The following is an 18,971-nucleotide window of genomic DNA, read 5'->3' on the forward strand; positions in this document are numbered from 1 at the left end:
GGGTCAGAGGTCGATCTCGACCACGCCCTCGGGCTCGGCGGCGCGGGACTGGCACAGGATCATGTGGCCCTCGCGCTCGCGGTTCGACAGCACGAAGTCGCGGTGCTCGACCGCGCCCGAGACGACGCCGCACTTGCAAACGCCGCACAACCCGTCCGAGCACTTCACGTCCACGTGGACGCCCGCCGCGATCAGCGCGTCGGCGGGCGTCATGTCCGCCGGCACACGCACCTCGCGCCCCGATTGGGCGAGCTTCAGCGTGAAGTCGTGGTTCTCGTATTCCGGCTGCTCGGGGACCGAGAAGTATTCGAGATGCCGCGCCTCCTCCGGGAAGCCGTTCGCCTCCGCAGCCCCCATGACGGCGGCCATGTAGGCATCGGGCCCGCAGGTATAGACGTGCGCGCCGTCGCGGTGGCGCAGGACGGTCTTCAGGTCCGCGCGGGTGCCCTCGTCGGAAAAGTGCAGGTGCACCCGGTCGGCCCAAGGGACCTGCGCGAGATCATCGAGGAAGCCGGCGTTCGCGCGGGTGCTGCAGCTGTAGTGCATCTCGAAGCTCGCCCCAAGCGCGTGCAGGCGGTGGGCCATGGCGATCATCGGCGTGATCCCGATGCCGCCGCCCATCAGGTAGGTGTGGGCGGCATCCTCGGCCAGCGGGAAATGGTTGATCGGCTTCGAGATGAAGACGTGGCGGCCTTCCTCGAAGATCCGGTGCATGAGCTTCGAGCCGCCCTTGCCCGCATCCTCGCGAAGCACCGCGATCTGGTATTTCGAGCGGTCGGCCGGGTCGCCGGAGAGCGAATACTGGCGGAAGAACTCGGGCGCCACGACCACGTCGATATGCGCGCCCGCCGTCGCCTCGGGCAGGTCGCTCCCGTCGGGGCGAGAGAACTCGTACTTCGTCACGCCCTCGGTCATCTTCTCGACCTTCGACAACACCACCTGCATCACCGGCGCGTCGTCCGTCGCGGGGGCATAGACATGCTCGGGCGGGACGCCGGCGGCGCGGCGGCGCTTGTGCTCCTCGGCCGGGATCATCGCCTTGTAGGCGGCGATGCCGGCCTCGCGATCCATCGGGAAGGGCCAGGGATAGGGCGGCGGCGCAAGCGGGGCAGGGTAGACGGCGAGCGTCTGGTCCTCGTAGCGCAGGTTGAGCGTCTTCTGCAGAGCACGTTCGTTCACCGGCGCTTCGGGCGGGCCATAGGGGCCTTCATCGACCATCTCGAGGTCCCACCACCACTTCTTCGCGTGGTTGACCTCGCCGTTGCCCACCATGTCGTCGAGCTTCGCGAGTGCCTTGGCGGTGCCGGGGAAATGCATCGCGGTCCAGCGGAAGGGCGCCTCGGCGAACAGCCCCTCGAGGTTCCAGGGACATGTCTTCATGCAGCGCCCGCACATTGCGCCGTTCTTCTGGCCGACGCGGTAGGTGGTGCATTTCTGGCTGTCGGACTTCCAGATCTCGTAGCCGTTGAACATCAGCTTCGGCCCGGCAGTGATCGCGCCCGAAGGGCATTCGCGGGCGCACTTGTTGCAGGCGTCGCAGAAGCGCTGGAGGCCGAAGTCGATGGGCTTGTCGTGCGTGATGGGCAGCGTCGTGGTGACGACGCCGGATTTCAGGCGGGGGCCGAGGAACGGGTTGAGGATAACCTCGCCGATGCGGCTGACCTCGCCCAGCCCCGAGAGCAGCAGAAGCGGCGGGTGCAGCACCTCGTCGTCCATCACGGTGTGCGTGCGGGCCGAGAAGCCGAGGTTGCGCAGGTGCTGTGCCAGCACGCCGCCCAACAGCGAGAAACGCAGGTAGGCGCGCATGGACTGGGCGCAGGCGATCCAGTCGTCGCCTGACGCGCCCTCCATCGTCTCGTGCCCCTGGTCCACGATCATGCTGATCGCCTGGTCGTGGTAGGGGACGATTTCCTCTCCGCGCGCGTCGTGGGAATACCAGGTCCACTCCGGGCACTCCGAAAGACCCACGGCATCGAGGCCGAGGAAGTAGAGCGCGCCCTTGATGTTCGCGGCATTGCGCGCGGGGTCCGCGGTCGAGGGGTGCGGATCGGCCGTCACGTCGCCGTCCTGCAGCAGCGTGAATGCGCCGAGGGAGGGGCGGAAGGCGAAGGAGGAGGCGGACTTGCGGACATAATTGCCGTTCTTCGCGGCCTCCTGCACGTTTCGCCCCAGGTCGCCGAACAGCCCGCGGGCGAACATGTTGGCGCGTTTGGGCACCCGCGCGACGTTGGCGCGGTCGATATACGTCGTCGGCTCCTCCACGCGCTTCAGCGTCTCGAACGGGTGCGGGCCGTCGGTGAAGCGGCGGTCGGAGAAGGGGTCTCGGGTGCGGGCCGACTTCGCGTGAGACCCGGTGCCGAGGCGATAGCTGATCGCCGGCGACTGGCCGGGCGTGATGGGGCGGTCGGGGGCCATCGGCAGCGTGGTGGTGACGACTGAGACGGTGAAGCGGTCGCCGACGAACGGATTGACGGCACGGCCGTCCTCGGCGGCGGCGAGGCCGGCCTGCACGGTCAGGCGGTCGAGGTGCACGTCGGTCGCGGCGGCGGAGTGGGCACGGGCGTCCCACCCGAGCAGGCGGATATAGGTGGCCAGCGTCACCGCCGTCTCCATCGACCGCAGGCAGGCGCGTTGCTCCTGCGCGTCGCGGATCCAGTCGCAGCCTTCTTCCAGCGGCGCCGGTTCGCGCAGGTAATCGGTCAGGAAGACAAGCGCGTGCGTGTGGTGGCGGCAGTCCCCGGGCGGCTCTTTCAGCGCTTCGCGCAGGCCCGCCATGATGACGTCGATGCCGGCGGCGAGCGTCTTGGGTTGCATCGTGCGCAGCTTCCGGGCCAGCCGGTCGACGTCGGGGTTCGTCAGCGGCTCGTCGAGCCAGGCGGAGGCCGGAATCTCGCACACGCCGACCATTGCCGCATCGCAGTAATAGCCGAACGCCTTGAGGTGGTTGGCGCGCTCCACCGGGTCTTCCGGAATGATCGCCCGCTCGCGCTTCACGCTCCCGGTGCGCGTGGCGTCGAGCATTGCCTGGAATTCCTGCATCGCGTTGACGATGGAGGTCGGGTCCCCGGGCCGCCGGAACGACAGGCCCTCGGGCGCGGGCAGCGTGTCGAGGCCGGCGGCGGTGTCGACACGCTTGAGCTTTTCCAGCGGGAAGGGCCCCAGGTGCATGGGCCGTGAGGCGTAGGAGCGGAATTTGCCCATCATTCTCTCAGAGTTGGGTGAGCGAGACGTCCTCGCCTTCGGTGAGTTTGGACAGGAGCCGGCGCAGCTCGGCGCGCTCGGCGTCGGACAGCTTGGCGTCCATCCGTGCGTTGTTCGCCTCGGCCATCGGCGTGCCGCGGGCGAGCGCGGCGCGGCCTTGGTCGGTCAGGCCCACGGTCGTGGTGCGCTTGTCCTCGCGCCCCGTGCAGCGCGAGATCAGGCCGTCGGCCTCCATCTGCCTGAGCGCGCGCGAGGTCGCGGTGCGGTCGATGCCGACGAAGCCCGCGATGTCGGAGGGCTGGGTCAGCCCCTCGTTTCCCACGGCGAGCAGGACGCACCACGTGATGCGGGTCAGCCCCAGCGCGCGCAGCCCCTCGTCCAGCCGCTTTTCCTGCAGGCGGGAGGTGAGCGAAAGCCGGTATCCGAGGGAGTCGTGCAGGCGGTAGGGCGCGGTCATGGTTGACAAGGTCAAAGGTTTCCCTGTGGGTGTCAACGCGAACGCGGAGGGAGCTTATGGCCCGGATCGACGGCATCATCTTCGACAAGGACGGCACGCTGTTCGACTTCCACGCCACGTGGAGTGTCTGGGCAGACCGTTTCCTGCACGACCTGGCCGAGGGCGACGCGGCGTTCGCCGCGCGCCTAGGCCGGGCGGTCGGCTTCGACACGACCACCAAGGTTTTCGACCCCGACAGCCCCGTGATCGCGGGAACGCCGGGCGAGGGCGCGGCGCTGCTGGCGCCGCACCTGCCCGACGACGTGGTCGAGGGATTGGTGGAGCGGATGAACCGCGAGGCCGCCCGCGCGCCGCAGGTCGAGGCCGTGCCCTTGGCCGCGTTGCTCGCAGAGTTGCGGGGCCGGGGCCTTCGGCTGGGCGTGGTGACCAATGACGCCGAGGGGCCGGCGCGCGCGCACCTTGAGGCGGCCGGCGTGGCGGACGGCTTCGACGCGATCATCGGCTCGGACACCGGGCACGGGGCCAAGCCCGACCGGGGGCCCCTTCTGGCCTTCGCCGAGCAGACGGGACTTGCGCCCGCGCATGTCGCGATGATCGGGGACAGTCCGTACGACCTTTCCGCGGGCCGCGGGGCCGGGATGGTGTGCGTGGCGGTACTGACGGGACCGATCCCCGCCGACCGTCTGAACCCGCTTGCCGACGCCGTTTTGCCCGACATCGGTCACCTGCCGCGCTGGCTGGATGACCGCAAGTCCGGAAAAGTGTAAACGAAGGCCGCCCGGCATTCGCCACTCGTTAACCCGCGCCGCGGTAGGCAGGCCGCGGGGAAATGTGGGTGAGCGGGATGCATGGATCGGTGAACCGGGCGTTGCAGTGCTTTTTGTGCGACGTCCATGGTGGGGATGTCTGGGACGACGTCGCGGACCTTGCGGAGCTGGACGAACGCGAGTTCGAGCTGCTCCGCATCTATGACGATGCGCTGACCACGCGGGTGCTCGATGCGGCGGTCCGCCGACTGAACCTTCCGCGGCCCGACCTGCTGGAGCAGGTCGGCGCATACCTGGTCAGCCATCCAAGCCGCTATCGGCTGAAGCACCTTCTGCGCTTCGGAAGCGAGACGTTCGAGGACTTCCTGTGCCGGATCGAGGATTTGCCCGGCCGAGCGCAGCTGGTACTGCCCGACCTTGGGGTTCCGGCGATGCGCGTGCGGCGGGCGGGGCACACGCGCCTCATCCTGCATTTCCTCAAGGACCCGGACGGCTTCACGCACCTGGCTCGCGGCGCACTTCTGGCGGTTGCGGCGGAATACGGGCGCAGCGTCGACATTCGCCGCCGCCCTCTGCGGGGCGGGGGCGCCGTATTGCGCCTGACGGCGGACGCGGCGGCCTCCCCTGTGTATGCGGGGGACGCGGCATGACCGGTGCCGACACGGACGTCGCGCTCGACCGCCTGATGCCGATGCACCTGCGGCTCGACGCAGCGCTGACGATACGGCACGCGGGCCCCGTCCTGCTCAAGCTGGCGCGAAGCCAGGACCTGACGGGGCGCGGGCTGACCGAGTTCTTCGACCTGGACGAGCGGGTCGCGCACCCGACGGTCGAGCGGCTGGCGGGCCGCCGGCTGAACCTCGCCTTGCGCGCGCGCCCGGAGGTGCGCCTGCGCGGCCTGCTGGCGCCGTACGCGGACGGAGCGATCATGAACGCTGCCCCGGCGCTTTCGGGCCTGGACCGGCTGCGGGACCACGGGCTCGAGCTGTCGGATTTCGCCGCGACGGATGCGCTGGTGGACCTGCTGTTCCTGATCGAGGCGCGCTCGCTTACCCTGCTCGAGGCGCGGGACATGGTCTCGCGCCTGGAAGAGGCGCGTCGCACGGCCGAGTCGCAGGCGGTCACGGATTCGCTGACGGGGCTCAGCAACCGCCGCGCGCTGAACGAGGAGCTCGAACGGCTGACCGGGCGAGGGGCGCCCTTCGCGCTGATGCGGGTCGACCTGGACGACTTCAAGCACATCAACGACACGTTCGGTCACGCGTCCGGCGACTCGGCGCTGCGCGCGGCCGCCCGCGCGCTTCTGCAGGCGACCCGGCGCGACGACACAGTGGCCCGGATGGGCGGCGACGAGTTCGTGGTGCTTCTGGCCGACGTCACCTCGCCCGCGCGGGTCGAGCGCGTGGCAGAGCGTGTGCTGAGCCTGATCCGCGGCGCGCTGCCCGGCGCATACCGGTTGTCGTGCAGCCTGGGCTCGACCCTGTCGGTGCAGTACACGCGGCCTTCCCCCGCGCGGCTTCTGCGCGACGCGGACGTCGCGCTTTACGCGGCGAAGGCGGCAGGCCGGGACTGCCACAAGATGTTTCGCGGCGCGGCGGCCTGAGGCCCTTAACGGTCGATCTGCGCCGCCGTCAGTGCGATCGCCTTCTGATAGACGGTCGCCGCGTTCCATTCGTTCAGGACGCGGAAGTTGTGGGTGCCCTCCTGGTACGGCTGGCCTGGCCGCCAGCCCTTCTGCCGCAGGTAGTTGGCGGTCGAGGCAAGCGCATCGGTGAGGTTATAGAGGTCCACGCGTCCGTCGCCGTTGCCATCGGCGCCATAGCGCAACACGTTCCCGGCCAGGAACTGGGTATGCCCGATCTCGCCATGGGCGGCGCCGATGGCGTCGGAGGCGAGCCAGCCGCGGTCCACCAGCTCCATCGCCGCAAGCAGGTGCGGCGTGAAGAAGTCCGAGCGACGGCAGTCATAGGCCACGGTGGCGACCGAGGACAGCACCCGGTGGTTGCCGAACGTGTTGCCGAAGCCGCTTTCCATTCCGTGGATCGCCAGCAGGATGCCCGCGGGCACGCCATAGCGCTGCTCGAGCGCCTGGTAGAGGCTGGGATTCTGCGCCTTGCGCTGCCGGCCGATGCGCGCGATGGCATCGGTGCCCCGGATGCGCATGAAATCCTCGAGCGAATAGCTCACGCCGGTCTGGTTGCGGTCGGCCGAGATGGTGCCGCGGGAATAGCTGGTCGAGGCGAGCGCGTTCAGCCCGCGCTGCCCGATGCCGGCGGCCGCGGCCTCCTGCGCGAAGGCGCGCTTCCAGGACTCGAAGCCCGAGGCGTCGTTGCCACACGGCGCGGCGAGCGCGGCGGCGGCGCCCGACAGGAAAACGGCCGCGGCGGCGAGCGGCTTGAGAATGATCTTCATGCGGTCTGCTCCGACAGGGTCATGTTTGAAACCTTAGGGAACGAACGGCAAAAACCTAATCACGGTTCCGCTGCAGAGCGGTCGGCGGCGGGGCTTGAACCCGCCCGCCGCGCGTGAACGAATGACGCCGCGCCCCTTGGGCGCATGGCAGACCGTCGAGGAGTAAGGAAAATGAAGATCGCGTTCATCGGGTTCGGCGAGGCCGCGCGCGCCTTCACCGACAGCTTGCAGGCGGCGGACGGGTCGCGTGAGTTCGCCGCGTACGATATCCTCGAAACGGACGAGATGTCCCGGGCGATGGCGGCGCGCGGGGTGCGGCAGGGGGCCGATCCGGCCGACGCGGTGGCCGGCGCCGAGTGGATTGTCAGCGCGGTCACCGCCGACCAGAGCCTGGAAGCCGCGCGCTCGGTCGCCCCGCACCTGTCACGGGGTCAGGTTCTGGTCGACATCAACTCGGTCTCGCCCGACCGCAAGCGCGCCACGGCGCACGAGGTCGAGGCGGCGGGTGGCCTCTATTTGGACATGGCGGTGATGGCCCCGGTGCACCCGCGCGGTCACGCCACGCCGGTGCTGCTGGCGGGGACCGAGGCGGCGGCGCTGGCGCCCCGGCTGGCCGAGGCGGGCTTCGCGCTCGAGGTGGCCGGCGATGCGCCGGGCGAGGCGACGGCGATCAAGATGGTCCGGTCGCTCTTCGTGAAGGGGCTCGAGGCGATCACGGTCGAGGCGATGCTGGCGGCCTCGGCCTCGGGCTGCTTCGACCGGGTGCTGGCGTCCCTGAGCAAGAGCTTTCCCGGCCTCGGCTGGCCGGACAACGTGAGCTACAATCTTGAACGGACCCTGCGCCACGGCAAGCGCCGCGCCGCCGAGATGCGCGAAAGCGCGGCGACGCTTGATGCGCTCGGCCTGCGCGGCGGCCTCGCGGCCGAGATCGCGGCGGTTCAGGACGAGATGGGCGCGCTTCCGCTGGCGGACGTGCCGGAGGGCGAACTGGAGCAGGCGGTCGCCGAGATCGCGAAGCTGCGGGTCGCGAAGGGCTGACTCGGGCGCGGCCGGGGATCTTTGTGCGCCGGAGCGCAACGGCCTATGCTGCCCCCGGTGCGCCGGGACCGGGGTACCGAGCAGGCAAGGCGACGGAGATATGGTGAGGCATGAGCGCTGAGACGACGGACGAGATCGACCTGCAACTGGGCCTGATCGGCGACAACATCGCCGCCTCGCGCGCGCCGGTCCTGCACCGGCTGTGCGGCGAACAGACGGGGCTGCGGGTGGCCTATGACCGGCTGGTGCCGCGCGAGCGGGGAGAGGACTTCGACGAGGTCTTCGCCTTCTGCGCCGGCGGCGGCTTCCGGGGGATCAACGTGACCTACCCCTACAAGGAGCGCGCGGCGCGCAAGGTCGAAATCGCCGATCCCATGGTCGAGGCCATGGGCGCGGTGAACACGGTCGTGTTCGAGGAGGGCGCGGCGCGGGGCTACAACACCGACTTTTCGGGCTTCGTCGCCGCCTACCGCGCGGCCACGGCGCGCGATCCCGGCACGGTGTGCATGATCGGCACCGGCGGGGTGGGCCGGGCCATCGCCTTCGCGCTGCTTGAGCTGGGGGCCGAGGAGATACGGCTGGTCGACCGCGACGCGGCCAAGGCCGAGGCACTGGCCGACGACCTGCGCCGCGCCTCTTCCACCACGCGGCTCACCGTGCTCGGCGCGGCCGAGGACGGCGCGCGCGGGGCGGACGGCGTGGTCAACTGCACTCCGGTCGGTATGGTGGGCTACGAGGGCACGCCGGTCGCGGCCTCGGCGCTGGCGGGCCTTCGCTGGGCCTTCGACGCCGTCTATACCCCCGCCGACACGACCTTCCTTGGCGACGCGCAGGCGGCGGGGGCCGAGGTGATCTCGGGCTACGAGCTGTTCTTCTGGCAGGGCGTGCACGCCTGGTCGCGTTTCTCGGGGCGGCCGGTGGACGAGGACGCATTGCGCGCGGCGCTGAAAAGGGCGGAGTGACACCATGAAGACATCGATCGCCACCGTCTCGATCGCAGGAGACCTGCGCGAGAAGCTCGCGGCCATCGCCGCCGCCGGGTTCGACGGGATCGAGATCTTCGAACAGGATTTCATCGCCTTCGACGGCGCGCCGCGCGAGGTCGGCGCGATGGTGCGCGACCACGGGCTCGAGATCACGCTGTTCCAGCCGTTCCGCGACTTCGAGGGGCTGCCCGAGCCGCTTCGCATGCGCGCCTTCGACCGGGCCGAGCGCAAGTTCGACGTGATGCAGGAGCTGGGCACCGACCTGATCCTCGTCTGCTCGTCGGTGCATCCCGAGGCGATGGGCGGCATCGACCGTGCCGCCGACGATTTCCGCGAACTGGGCGAACGGGCGGCGGCGCGCGGTCTGCGCGTGGGCTACGAGGCGCTGGCCTGGGGCAAGCACGTGTTCGACCACCGCGACGCTTGGGAGGTCGTGCGCCGCGCCGATCACCCGAACGTGGGCCTGATCCTCGACAGCTTTCACACGCTGGGACGCAAGATCGACCCCGAAAGCATCCGACGCATCCCCGGCGACAAGGTGTTCTTCGTCCAGCTTGCCGACGCGCCGCTGATCGAGATGGACCTGCTCTACTGGTCACGCCACTTCCGCAACATGCCGGGCGAGGGCGACCTGGACGTCACCGGCTTCATGCGCGCCGTCGCGGCCACGGGCTATGCCGGGCCGCTGAGCCTCGAGATCTTCAACGACCAGTTCCGGGGCGGCAGCCCGCGGGCCATCGCCGTGGACGGGCACCGCTCGCTTCTCTACCTCATGGACCAGGTGCGCCGGGCCGAACCGGCGCTGCAGGTCGACGCGCCCGCGATGCCGCCGCGCATCCGGGCCGATGGCGTGGAGTTCGTCGAGTTCGCCGCCGACGCCGCCGAGGCCGAGGCGCTGGGGGCGCTGCTGACGACGCTGGGCTTCGCGCCCGCCGGGCGGCACATCTCGAAGCAGGTCAGCCTGTGGCGGCAGGGCGACATCAACATCGTCATCAACACGGAACCCGAGGGCTTCGCCCACTCGGCCTGGGCGCTGCACGGCCTGTCGGTCTGCGACGTGGGCCTGAGGGTCGAGGACGCGGCGGCCACGGTCGAGCGGGCGCATGCGCTTGGCGCGCAGACCTTCCGGCAGGCGCGGGGCGAGGGCGAGCTGGACATCCCCGCGATCCGGGGCGTGGGCGCGGGCGTGATGCATTTCGTCGATACCAAGTCCGACCTCGCCCGCGTATGGGAGATCGAGTTCGACGCCGTCGTACCGCCCGCCCCGGACCCCGACGCGGGGCTGACGCGGATCGACCACTTGGCGCAGACGATGAACTACGAGGAGATGCTGACCTGGACGTTGTTCTACACCTCGATCTTCGAGGTGGAGAAGGCGCCGATGGTCGACGTGGTCGATCCCGGCGGGCTGGTCCGCAGCCGCGCCATCGAAAGCGGCGACGGCCGGCTGCGCGTGACGCTGAACGGAGCGGAGTCGCACCGCACCTTTGCCGGGCGGTTCGTGGCGGACAGCTATGGCTCGTCGGTTCAGCACGTTGCGCTGGCGACCGACGACATCTTCGCCACCGCCGAGAAACTGGCGCGCAACGGGTTCGAGGCGCTGCCGATCTCGCCGAACTACTACGACGACCTCGCCGCCCGCTTCCCGCTGCCCGACGACCTGGTGGAGCGGCTGCGCCGGCATCACATCCTGTACGACGAGGACGGGCAGGGGAGCTACTTCCAGCTCTATTCCCGCCCCTTCGGCGAAGGCATGTTCTTCGAGATCGTGCAGCGCCAGGGCGGCTACGCCGGCTACGGCGCCCCCAACGCGCCCTACCGCACGGCGGCGCAGCAACGGCTGACCCGGCCGGGCGGGGTGCCGAGGGACTGAAAGGGCGTCCTGCGTCAGTAGCGGTCGCGCCAGGCGGGCAGGGGGTCGCCGGGGCGGGCGCGGGCGTGGAAGACCGCGCGCGCGATGGCCCGGGCGACGCAAGTGGCGGCGGCGTGGCCCAGCCACATCTGCGCCGCCGGGTCGGGGGCCGGGCGCGCGCCCGTGGACAGCGCGAATACGAGGTCGCCGTCGAACGGCGTGTGGCTGGGCAGGATCGCGCGGGCGAAGCCGTCATGTGCGGCCACGGCCATGCGCTTGGCCTGCGACTTGGTCAGCGCGGCGTCGGTGGCGACGATGGCGAGGGTGGTGGCCTGCCCCGGCGCTCCCAGCTTCGTCGGCAGGCCCTCGGGCGCGGGCGGAAGGCCGTGTGCGCCGAACTCTCCGCCCTGCTCGAACGGGGCGGCCCAGAAGCGGCCGGAGCGGCTGTCGCAAATGGTGCCGACGGGATTGGCGGCGACGAGCGCGCCGACCGTGGTGCCGTCGGGCAGGCGGGTGGAGGCCGATCCGAGGCCGCCGCGCAGGGTGGCGGTCGTGGCCCCGGTGCCCGCCCCGACCGAGCCTTGGGCGAAGGTCTCGGCTGCGGCCTCAAACGCGGCGTGGCCGAGCGCGGGATAAGGGTTCTGGCTCCACCCGCTGTCGCCGCCGCCGGCGAGGTCGAAGAGGATCGCGGCGGGCACGATGGGGACGCGGTGGCCCGCCGCCTCGAATCCACGCCCGCGGGCGCGCAGTGCATCCGCAACGCCGGTGGCCGCGGCGAGCCCGAACGCCGAGCCGCCGGACAGGACGAGCGCATCGACTCGGTCCACCATGTTCTCGGGGGCGAGGAGGTCGGTGTCACGCGTGCCGGGTGCGCCGCCCATGACGTGCACGGCGGCGACGAACGGCTCGGCCGCTGTCACGACGGTGACGCCCGAGCGCAGGGTGTCGTCTTGCGCGTTCCCGACGCGCAGGCCGGCGAGGTCGGTGATCAGGTTCGCGCTGTCGGTTTGCGTCAAGATCGCTCTCCAAGCCATTGAAGCGGAGGGTTGTTACTGGAACCGCGCCTCAGATGCGCACGCGCCTCTCCCGGCCGGGTGCAGGCGGACGCCGCCAGTCTACCCCGCCTTGTAATCGCGGTCTGCCGCATTTTTTGGCGCCTACAGGGGTGAAATCCGCTCTTGACTGCGCTATTCCCGCAACAATCCGGTATGCGGAGTGGAGGAGTTGTTCGAGATGGAGTGGTCGCTCGCGACCTTGCCGCCGATCGCGGTGCTGGGAGTGCTGGCGGTGCTGTGCCCGCTCGCGCTGTTTCGGCTGGTGCGGCGCACCTATGCCGGGCTTGCCATCGCGGCGCTTCTGTCGCTGACGCTGCTGCTGGTCGCCGGCGGCATCGCCTTCGCCTGGGCCTATGCCATCGGCGGCGCGGACCTTGCCGCCGCGTTCGGCACCGCGCCGCTGGCGACGGGGCTGATGTTTCTCGGCCGCGGGCTGAGCGCCGCGCTGGTCTGGGGCCCGATCCTCGCGCTGACGCTGTTCGCGCTGACCCGCCGGGTCGAGGAGGCGCGCGGCGAAGCGCTCAAGCACCGGGAGCTACACGGCAACGGCTGAAGCGGTGGCGCCGCGCGCGCCTGTCGCGTATTCGTGGCCAGGCCGGACCCGCGCCGGCCCGAACGCAACCGCCGAGGGAACCCGATGCTGCGCTACCTGAGATGGACCCTGCGGGCGATCCTCGCCCTCGCCGTGCTCGCCTTCCTGCACTACACGCTGCCGCAGCGCGATATCGTGCGCATCGTGAATACCTATGAAGAGCGGCAGGATTTCGGCTGGAACGCGATCTTCTGGTCGGGTCCCAGCACCGGCGGGGCGGATGTGCCGAACCGCGACGTATTGTTCATCCAGACGATCCAGGAAGACGGCGATCCGATGGTGTATCGCAACGAAGATACCGGCTGGGGTTGGCCGCCGTACTTCAAGTTCGACACTGCCAACCTGCAGACCGAGGCGGCGGACGCCGTGTCGAGCCGCGACGACCCGCGCTGGTACGCGATCCGGCATTACGGCTGGCGCATACCGCTGTTCAGCGCGTTCCCCAACGCCGTCTCGATCGAGCCGGTGGCGGGGCCGGAGGTGCGGCTGATCCCCTGGTTCAACATCGTGTTCGTGACGCTTCTGGTGATCGTGTTCCTTGTGCTGCGCCGGTTCTGGATCATGTTCCGCGAGCGCACGATCGACCCGCTTTTCGACCGTCGCGGGGGCTGAGCGCACCTTTCGCCAGACGCGTGCCAAATTGCCGCCACGAAGCCGCATATACTTTCGGTTGAGGCGGCGGCACATCCGTCGCGCCACAATTCAAGCGGGAGAGGCATGACCGTCTGTTCCATCCGGGGGTGCACCCGATGACCCTGGCCCCCGACCCGGCCGCGGCGAGGCCCCAGATCGCGATGCTGGCCGCCGATGCCGAGGCGGTCGAGGCCCTTTGGGACACTTTGGCGGGCCGGTCGCCGCCCGAAGGCTCGGCAAGCCGCCTGCGGCACCTGTCCTTCGGGACGGACGAGGACGACCATGACGGCAACGGCGTCCTGCGGGTGCAGGCGTGCAGCCCGGTTCTCGAAATGTGCGATCTGGTGGACCTCTCCTGCTTCACCGACCCGGCGGCGCCAGTCGGGCCGCTGGAACGGGCGCTTGACCTGTGCGAGGCGGCGATCTGGTGTACAAGCGCGGCCGATCCCTGGCCCTCGCGTGAGGCGCTGGTCTGGGCGCGGGCGGGGCGGCCGTTGCGCGCGCGCAGCATGCTGGCGGTGGACGGATTGCAGGAGGCGAAGGGAGCAGAGCGCCGGCGGCTTCTGCGCGGCCTGCGCCGGACGACCGAGGGTTTCTTCGCCGAATGCGCATCGCTGTCTGAAGCCGCCGCGCCGGGCATCCCCGTCGTCGTGGCCGAGGTGCTTGGCATGGTCGGGCTGCCGGTCTCGCACCGCGTCGGGCACGTCGCGCCCGATGCCGCCGTCCGCCCGGTGCGCGTCTCGGTCGAGGTGGGTGACGCCACGCGGACGCCGCGCCCGGTCAAGAGCGCGGCGCCCAGCCCGTTCCGGCGGGCGTCGCGGAAGGATTAGAGCGTTTCGTCCAGGAACTCGATCAGCTCGGACCAGGATTCCTGGTCGGCCGAGAGGTCGTAGTCGTCCGAGCCCCAGACGGTGAAGGAGTGGCGCGCGCCGCCGAAGACGTCGGCGGTATGGGTCACGCCGGCGTCCTGCAAGTCGGTCAGGAGGCTGGCGAGCGCGTCCATGCCCGACACCGGATCTGCGGTGCCGTGGAACAGCACGACCGGTGCCGTGACGGCGGAATAATCCTGCCCCTCGGGCGTACCAAGGCCGCCGTGGAAGCTGACGAACCCGTCAAGCTCGGCCCCGGCGCGCGCGGCTTCCAGCACGGCGGCACCGCCGAAGCAGTAACCCATGACGACCATGCCGTCGGTCGCGCCGGGGACGTTCGCGGCCTCGTCGACCGAACCCAGCAGCCGTTCGCGGAACAGGTCGCGGTCCTCGTAAAGCGCGCCCGAGAGCTCGCGATACTCGTCCACCGATTGCGGGTCGGTCTCGGCACCGTAGACATCGATGGCGAAGGCGGTGTAGCCGAGCGCGGCCAGCATCTCGGCCCGGCGTTGTTCGTACTCGGTGAGCCCGTCCCAGTCGTGCACGATCAGCACGGTGCCCAGCGAGTTTTCGAGGTCGGTGTTGCGCGCGACGTACCCCTCGAACGTGGTGTCGCCGACGGTGTACGTGTGCGGCTCGCCCACGATCTGCGCGTTCGCTGCGGCGGCCGACAGCGCCACGGCCGAGGCGGTGGCGAAAAGACGGAATGGCATCAGGCAATCTCCCCTTTGGTCAGGTTCACGCGGCGGGAGATAGCGCGCGGGCCGGGAAGTTCACCCGTTGCGGGTTCAGCCGCCGGCCTTGGTCAGGACGAGGAACGTCATCATGCCGACCGGCGGAAGGGCTTCGCGGTGTTCCACGCACAGCGAGGCTTCCTGCAAAACCGTGCCCAGCGTGAAGTCCGAATGCCAGCCCAGAAGGTCGGCGAAGGGGGCGGTGGCCTTTTCGACCGACGCCATGACGCCGCGCTCGGCCGCGAAGTGATTGGTGATCACCACTTTGCCGCCCGGCGCGCAAACGCGGGCGATTTCGCGCATCACCCGTTCGGGCTCGGGAACGACGGACAAGACGTGCATGGCCGCGACGGTCTCGAAACACCCGTCCGGGAAGTCCAGCTCGCGCGCATCCATCTGGCGCAGCGCCTCGACATGGGACAGCCGCAGGTCGGCGGCCCTCTGGCGCGCCTTGCCCAGCATCTCGGCGCTGAAGTCGATGCCGGTGACCTTCAGTTCGGGCCGGTAGTGTTGAAGCGACAGCCCGGTACCGACCCCGACCTCGAGCAGGCGACCGGTGCGGCGGTTGATGTACTCGACGGCCCGGCGGCGGCCTGCCTGGGTGATCGCGCCAAACGTCCTGTCATAGATCGGGGCCCAGCGGGCATAGGAGGATTGAACGGCCTTCAGGTCCACGAAACTACCCCTCTTGGTCCGAGGCGGCGGAGCGTCGAAGAAGCGCCCAGACCACCATCGCGACGTAGGTGATACAAAGTACGACCAGCGTGATCCACGCGTAAGTCAGGAGTGCCGCGCCGACGAAGGCGAAGCCGACGAGGAAGTATTTCACGTTCTCGCGCGAAACACGCGTGGTCTTGAACGACCAGGTCGGGATGCGGCTGATCATCAGGAAGCCCACGATTGCCGTCCACGCGCAGATCAGCGCGTCGGGGATCAGCGGCGCGTCGGCGAACGCGAACGAGATGAACATCGGCAACATGACCAGCCCCGCGCCCGCGGGTGAGGGGACGCCGGTGAAATAGGCACTGGCGGAGCCCTTCGTCTCGGTCTTGGCGGTGACGTTGAAGCGGGCCAGCCGGATGACGCAGCAGACCGAGAAGACCAGCACGCTCAGCCAGCCCGCGCTACGGGTGTCCTGCAACGCCCAGAAATAGATGAGCAGTGGCGCGGCGACCCCGAAGTTCAAAAAGTCGGCAAGCGAGTCGAGTTCGGCCCCGATGGGGCTGGAGCTGCGCAGAAGCCGCGCGATGCGCCCGTCGAGCCCGTCGAGCACGCCGGCGGCGAGGATCAGCAGCACCGCGCGGATATAGTCGCCCTGCACGCCGAAGCGGATCGCCGTTAGGCCGGCGCAGATCGCCGCCACCGTCAGCATGTTCGGCAGAAGCTGGATCAGCGCGAACTCGTTCCTGGTCTTCTCCTCCCGCTCGGCCATGCGCTCATCCCGTCCTGTCACCCGCGGGGTGGTCGAGCTCGGCGATGACGGTTTCACCTGCAACCATCGTCTGACCGATGTGCACCAAGGGCTCCACGCCGTCGGGCAGATAGACGTCGAGGCGCGAGCCGAAGCGGATCAGCCCGAAGCGTTCGCCCCGCGCCACCCGGCCGCCGGGCTTGACGAAGCACAGGATGCGACGGGCCACGAGCCCCGCAATCTGCACGACGACCAGCTGCCGCCCGTCCTCCATCCGCAGGGCGAGGCTGTTGCGCTCGTTGTCGGCGCTGGCCTTGTCCAGCGAGGCGTTGAAGAACTTGCCGGGCCGGTAGTGCACGGCCGTGACCTCCCCGGCGGCGGGGGCGCGGTTGATGTGGCAGTTGAACACGCTCATGAACACGCTGACGCGGGTGAGCGGCTCGTCCGACACGCCCAGCTCGGCGGGCGGCACGGCCTTCTCGATCAGCGACACGATGCCGTCGGCGGGGCTGACCACGACGCCGGGGCGTTCCGGCACGACGCGCTCGGGGTCGCGGAAGAAGTAGTAGCACCAGACCGTCAGGCCGACGCCGATCCAGCCCAGGAAGTCGGACAGAAGGAACAGCACGGCGGTGGCGACCGCGAAGATCGCCACGAACTTCCGCCCCTCGGGGTGCATTGGCTTGATGAAGGTGCGCAGCATCGAAAGGTGCATGTGCAATCGGTCTCCGGATCGCGCGGGCCGGACCGCCCGCATCCGGACCTACCTACAGCTTCGACGGCGCCCCTTCCACCCTGCGCGGGTCCGACGCCCCGTCGAGCGTGCGGCGGATCAGGCCGTCGAGCCGCGCGGCATAGGCTTTGGGCGCGAACGTGTCGAGATAGCGCTGGCGCGCCGCGGGATTGATCCGTGCGTCCGGGGGGACATCGATGACCTCCAGCACCGCATCCGCCATCGCGTCGACGTCTCCGTGCGCTACGGCCCGGCCGGTGGAGGACGCGACTTCTTCGGCACCAGTCCCGGCGAAAACGATGGGCGTGCGCCCGCAGGCCATCGCTTCGGCCACCACCAAGCCGAACCCCTCCTGCTCGCTGGTAAGCAGGAAGACGGAACACGCCGCCATGTAGCGAAACGGGTCCGGGTCGAATGGCAGGAATGTGCAACGCTCGCCCAGCCCGTGGGCGTCGATCTGCCGCTGCACCGTCGACGGGGCGGCCGAGCCGAGCCACACAAACCGAGCAGAGGCGTGGCGCCGGCAGACGCGTGCCGCGACCTCGACAAACAGATCCGGCCGCTTGCGGCGCGATGCGGTGGCGACGTTCAGGATCAGCGGCGGGTCCTCGGGCTCGCGCAGCGTCAGGTGCTCCGCCGGGAGGCGCTGGCAGTTATAGATGACCTCGGCGCGGGAGACGCCCAGGAACTCGGCCACGTCCTCTGCCGCGCGCTCGGAGATGGCGAGGTGGCGCAGCGCAGCATCCCGCAATGCGGCGGCGCTGCGGTCGAAGCGGCGCGCGCCCATCCTGCGGCGCAGCCTTTCCAGCTTCACGCGCGCGTTGCGCCACAGCACGAAGGTGGGGATCTGCCGGTGGCGGCATTCCTCGACCAGCCGCACGACAAGGCGCGGCTCGGCGATCAGGGACGCGCCGGAGTTGAGGATGGCGAAGTCATAGGGCTTGTTGCGAAGCTGCCCCACGATGCGGGCATGGCGGAGCGGCTCGGTGATCTTCGCCATGAACCCGCTGGACCGGAAGCTGACCAGGTCGATTTCCGTTCCAAGGTCGGCGAGCGCGTCCCGGGAGGTCCGGAAAGACGTCAGCGACTGGCGCGGGCCATAGGTCACGAAGCCCTTCAGGGGCCGTACGCGCGCGACGTCCGCTTCGTGCTCGTTCGCCTGCACCTGCCTTACCCGGTCGTCCGGCGCGGCCGGACCTTCATTCTCCAACACCATGAACTGGCGCGCCCTCCTTTTCGAATGCCGTGACGTTGGCGATGGTGGTTTCGGCGATGGCGGTCAATGCCTCTTCGGTGAAGAAGCCCTGGTGGCCGGTGATCAGGACGTTGGGGAAGGTCAGCAGCCGCGCGAAGACGTCATCGGGGATCACCTGGCTCGACAGATCCTCGAAAAACAGGTCGGCCTCTTCCTCGTAGACGTCGAGCCCGACGCTGCCGATGCGCCCGCTCTTGAGCGCGCCGATCAGGGCGGTGGTGTCCACGACTGCGCCGCGGCTGGTGTTCACCAGCATGACGCCCGGTTTCATCTTCTCCAGTGCCTCGGCGTCGATCAGGTGGTGGGTCTGCGGCGTCAGCGGGCACTGCAGCGTGACAATGTCGCTTTCCGCGAGCAGCTCGTCCAGCGGGACGTAGCGGACGCCGAGCGCCAGGCAGTCGGGATTTTCGTGCGGGTCGTGGGCCAAGATGCGGCAGCCGAAGCCGGTGAGGATGCGGGCGACGACCGATCCGATCTCGCCCGTGCCGACGATGCCGGCGGTGCGGCCGTTCAGGTCGAACCCCAGGAGCCCGTCGAGCGAGAAGTTGCCTTCGCGCACGCGGTTGTATGCGCGGTGCAGCTTGCGATCGAGCGCGAGGATCAGCGCGACCGTGTGCTCGGCCACCGCGTGGGGGGAATAGGCCGGCACGCGCGCGACCTGCATCCCCGCCTCGCGCGCCGCGTTCAGATCGACGTTGTTGAAGCCGGCCGAGCGCAGAGCGATCAGTCGCACGCCGAGCTCGGCCAGCGCATTGACGGTGTCGGCCGACAGGTCGTCGTTGACGAAGGCGCAGACGGCCTCGGCCCCGGCGGCCAGGGGCACGGTCTCTTTCGATAGGTGCGCGTCGAAGAAGGCGAGGTCGTGTGCGCCGGCATTGGCGCGTTCCAGGTAGGTCCGGTCGTAGGGCTTCGTGCTGAAGACGGCGACACGCATCGGGGCCTCCTGCGGTTCGGGTCTCGGTGCGTCCAGCTAACG

19 protein-coding genes are annotated in these 18,971 nt (G+C 69.7%); 9 read left to right on the plus strand and 10 right to left on the minus strand.

What is annotated here, in order from left to right:
* Nucleotides 1–3: 3 nt before the first annotated feature.
* Nucleotides 4–3,201, minus strand: coding sequence for a 2Fe-2S iron-sulfur cluster-binding protein (locus BM162_RS03755; protein WP_093418644.1), 3,198 nt, complete (start codon nucleotides 3,199–3,201; stop codon nucleotides 4–6).
* Nucleotides 3,202–3,208: 7 nt separating this feature from the next.
* Complete coding sequence (locus BM162_RS03760; protein ID WP_093417965.1) at nucleotides 3,209–3,658, minus strand: MarR family winged helix-turn-helix transcriptional regulator; 450 nt, start codon at nucleotides 3,656–3,658, stop codon at nucleotides 3,209–3,211.
* Nucleotides 3,659–3,714: 56 nt separating this feature from the next.
* Here BM162_RS03760 and BM162_RS03765 point away from each other — a divergent pair, with 56 nt between their 5' ends.
* The 3 genes from BM162_RS03765 to BM162_RS03775 all read left to right on the plus strand — a co-directional run bounded on the left by BM162_RS03765 (nucleotide 3,715) and on the right by BM162_RS03775 (nucleotide 6,028).
* Entirely contained in the window at nucleotides 3,715–4,425 is a 711-nt protein-coding gene (locus tag BM162_RS03765; protein WP_093417969.1) for an HAD family hydrolase, read from the plus strand.
* A 77-nt stretch (nucleotides 4,426–4,502) separates the two neighbouring features.
* Complete coding sequence (locus BM162_RS03770; protein ID WP_245759174.1) at nucleotides 4,503–5,075, plus strand: heme NO-binding domain-containing protein; 573 nt, start codon at nucleotides 4,503–4,505, stop codon at nucleotides 5,073–5,075.
* Nucleotides 5,072–6,028, plus strand: coding sequence for a GGDEF domain-containing protein (locus BM162_RS03775; RefSeq protein ID WP_093417975.1), 957 nt, complete (start codon nucleotides 5,072–5,074; stop codon nucleotides 6,026–6,028). Before BM162_RS03770 ends, BM162_RS03775 begins: the two co-directional genes overlap by 4 nt.
* A gap of 5 nt (nucleotides 6,029–6,033) precedes the next feature.
* Here the strand turns inward: BM162_RS03775 and BM162_RS03780 are convergent, their stop codons facing one another.
* Nucleotides 6,034–6,837: a lytic murein transglycosylase gene (locus tag BM162_RS03780; RefSeq protein ID WP_093417977.1), complete on the minus strand. Its 804-nt coding sequence runs from the start codon at nucleotides 6,835–6,837 to the stop codon at nucleotides 6,034–6,036.
* A 171-nt stretch (nucleotides 6,838–7,008) separates the two neighbouring features.
* Here BM162_RS03780 and BM162_RS03785 point away from each other — a divergent pair, with 171 nt between their 5' ends.
* From BM162_RS03785 to BM162_RS03795, 3 genes are all read left to right on the plus strand, one after another.
* Nucleotides 7,009–7,875 (plus strand): NAD(P)-dependent oxidoreductase, encoded by an 867-nt coding sequence (locus BM162_RS03785; protein WP_093417980.1) that lies wholly within the window; start codon nucleotides 7,009–7,011, stop codon nucleotides 7,873–7,875.
* A gap of 110 nt (nucleotides 7,876–7,985) precedes the next feature.
* A complete protein-coding gene (locus BM162_RS03790) occupies nucleotides 7,986–8,837 on the plus strand; it encodes a shikimate dehydrogenase family protein (protein ID WP_093417983.1) in 852 nt (283 codons plus the stop codon).
* 4 nt (nucleotides 8,838–8,841) lie between these two features.
* A complete protein-coding gene (locus BM162_RS03795) occupies nucleotides 8,842–10,734 on the plus strand; it encodes a bifunctional sugar phosphate isomerase/epimerase/4-hydroxyphenylpyruvate dioxygenase family protein (RefSeq protein WP_093417986.1) in 1,893 nt (630 codons plus the stop codon).
* A 14-nt stretch (nucleotides 10,735–10,748) separates the two neighbouring features.
* Here BM162_RS03795 and BM162_RS03800 read toward each other — a convergent pair whose 3' ends face one another.
* Nucleotides 10,749–11,747: a P1 family peptidase gene (locus BM162_RS03800; RefSeq protein WP_093417989.1), complete on the minus strand. Its 999-nt coding sequence runs from the start codon at nucleotides 11,745–11,747 to the stop codon at nucleotides 10,749–10,751.
* A gap of 199 nt (nucleotides 11,748–11,946) precedes the next feature.
* On the opposite strand from BM162_RS03800, the gene BM162_RS03805 reads away from it, so the two are divergent.
* The 3 genes from BM162_RS03805 (at nucleotide 11,947) to BM162_RS03815 (ending at nucleotide 13,823) form a co-directional block, all read left to right on the plus strand.
* Nucleotides 11,947–12,321 carry a hypothetical protein gene (locus BM162_RS03805; protein WP_093417992.1) on the plus strand — a complete coding sequence of 125 codons (375 nt, stop codon included), beginning with the start codon at nucleotides 11,947–11,949 and terminating at the stop codon, nucleotides 12,319–12,321.
* 84 nt (nucleotides 12,322–12,405) lie between these two features.
* Complete coding sequence (locus BM162_RS03810; RefSeq protein WP_245759162.1) at nucleotides 12,406–12,972, plus strand: DUF1523 family protein; 567 nt, start codon at nucleotides 12,406–12,408, stop codon at nucleotides 12,970–12,972.
* 137 nt (nucleotides 12,973–13,109) lie between these two features.
* Complete coding sequence (locus tag BM162_RS03815; RefSeq protein ID WP_093417995.1) at nucleotides 13,110–13,823, plus strand: hypothetical protein; 714 nt, start codon at nucleotides 13,110–13,112, stop codon at nucleotides 13,821–13,823.
* Here the strand turns inward: BM162_RS03815 and BM162_RS03820 are convergent.
* The 6 genes from BM162_RS03820 to BM162_RS03845 form a co-directional block, all read right to left on the minus strand.
* The gene (locus BM162_RS03820; RefSeq protein ID WP_093417997.1) at nucleotides 13,820–14,575 is read right to left on the minus strand and encodes a dienelactone hydrolase family protein; all 756 of its coding nucleotides are present in this window, start codon (nucleotides 14,573–14,575) and stop codon (nucleotides 13,820–13,822) included. The genes BM162_RS03815 and BM162_RS03820 overlap by 4 nt on opposite strands.
* A 75-nt stretch (nucleotides 14,576–14,650) precedes the next feature.
* Nucleotides 14,651–15,271 carry a class I SAM-dependent methyltransferase gene (locus BM162_RS03825; protein WP_093418000.1) on the minus strand — a complete coding sequence of 207 codons (621 nt, stop codon included), beginning with the start codon at nucleotides 15,269–15,271 and terminating at the stop codon, nucleotides 14,651–14,653.
* Between the two features lie 4 nt (nucleotides 15,272–15,275).
* Nucleotides 15,276–16,028, minus strand: coding sequence for a CDP-diacylglycerol--serine O-phosphatidyltransferase (pssA, locus tag BM162_RS03830; protein ID WP_093418002.1), 753 nt, complete (start codon nucleotides 16,026–16,028; stop codon nucleotides 15,276–15,278).
* Between the two features lie 4 nt (nucleotides 16,029–16,032).
* Nucleotides 16,033–16,722 (minus strand): phosphatidylserine decarboxylase, encoded by a 690-nt coding sequence (locus tag BM162_RS03835; protein ID WP_093418005.1) that lies wholly within the window; start codon nucleotides 16,720–16,722, stop codon nucleotides 16,033–16,035.
* A gap of 52 nt (nucleotides 16,723–16,774) precedes the next feature.
* The gene (locus BM162_RS03840; RefSeq protein ID WP_093418008.1) at nucleotides 16,775–17,956 is read right to left on the minus strand and encodes a glycosyltransferase; all 1,182 of its coding nucleotides are present in this window, start codon (nucleotides 17,954–17,956) and stop codon (nucleotides 16,775–16,777) included.
* Nucleotides 17,940–18,929 carry a 2-hydroxyacid dehydrogenase gene (locus tag BM162_RS03845; RefSeq protein ID WP_093418011.1) on the minus strand — a complete coding sequence of 330 codons (990 nt, stop codon included), beginning with the start codon at nucleotides 18,927–18,929 and terminating at the stop codon, nucleotides 17,940–17,942. Before BM162_RS03845 ends, BM162_RS03840 begins: the two co-directional genes overlap by 17 nt.
* Nucleotides 18,930–18,971 lie beyond the last annotated feature (42 nt).

The organism is Tranquillimonas alkanivorans (assembly GCF_900115595.1).
In the GTDB taxonomy this organism is placed as follows: Bacteria; Pseudomonadota; Alphaproteobacteria; order Rhodobacterales; family Rhodobacteraceae; genus Tranquillimonas; species Tranquillimonas alkanivorans.

Coding starts and splice junctions, on each gene's coding strand:
- BM162_RS03775 (WP_093417975.1), top strand. CDS start 5,072: ATGACCGGTGCCGACACGGACGTCGCGCTCGACCGCCTGATGCCGATG.
- pssA (WP_093418002.1), bottom strand. CDS start 16,028: ATGGCCGAGCGGGAGGAGAAGACCAGGAACGAGTTCGCGCTGATCCAG.
- BM162_RS03800 (WP_093417989.1), bottom strand. CDS start 11,747: ATGGCTTGGAGAGCGATCTTGACGCAAACCGACAGCGCGAACCTGATC.
- BM162_RS03755 (WP_093418644.1), bottom strand. CDS start 3,201: ATGGGCAAATTCCGCTCCTACGCCTCACGGCCCATGCACCTGGGGCCC.
- BM162_RS03760 (WP_093417965.1), bottom strand. CDS start 3,658: ATGACCGCGCCCTACCGCCTGCACGACTCCCTCGGATACCGGCTTTCG.
- BM162_RS03785 (WP_093417980.1), top strand. CDS start 7,009: ATGAAGATCGCGTTCATCGGGTTCGGCGAGGCCGCGCGCGCCTTCACC.
- BM162_RS03770 (WP_245759174.1), top strand. CDS start 4,503: ATGCATGGATCGGTGAACCGGGCGTTGCAGTGCTTTTTGTGCGACGTC.
- BM162_RS03765 (WP_093417969.1), top strand. CDS start 3,715: ATGGCCCGGATCGACGGCATCATCTTCGACAAGGACGGCACGCTGTTC.
- BM162_RS03840 (WP_093418008.1), bottom strand. CDS start 17,956: ATGGTGTTGGAGAATGAAGGTCCGGCCGCGCCGGACGACCGGGTAAGG.
- BM162_RS03810 (WP_245759162.1), top strand. CDS start 12,406: ATGCTGCGCTACCTGAGATGGACCCTGCGGGCGATCCTCGCCCTCGCC.
- BM162_RS03790 (WP_093417983.1), top strand. CDS start 7,986: ATGAGCGCTGAGACGACGGACGAGATCGACCTGCAACTGGGCCTGATC.
- BM162_RS03780 (WP_093417977.1), bottom strand. CDS start 6,837: ATGAAGATCATTCTCAAGCCGCTCGCCGCCGCGGCCGTTTTCCTGTCG.
- BM162_RS03815 (WP_093417995.1), top strand. CDS start 13,110: ATGACCCTGGCCCCCGACCCGGCCGCGGCGAGGCCCCAGATCGCGATG.
- BM162_RS03835 (WP_093418005.1), bottom strand. CDS start 16,722: ATGCACCTTTCGATGCTGCGCACCTTCATCAAGCCAATGCACCCCGAG.
- BM162_RS03805 (WP_093417992.1), top strand. CDS start 11,947: ATGGAGTGGTCGCTCGCGACCTTGCCGCCGATCGCGGTGCTGGGAGTG.
- BM162_RS03820 (WP_093417997.1), bottom strand. CDS start 14,575: ATGCCATTCCGTCTTTTCGCCACCGCCTCGGCCGTGGCGCTGTCGGCC.
- BM162_RS03845 (WP_093418011.1), bottom strand. CDS start 18,929: ATGCGTGTCGCCGTCTTCAGCACGAAGCCCTACGACCGGACCTACCTG.
- BM162_RS03795 (WP_093417986.1), top strand. CDS start 8,842: ATGAAGACATCGATCGCCACCGTCTCGATCGCAGGAGACCTGCGCGAG.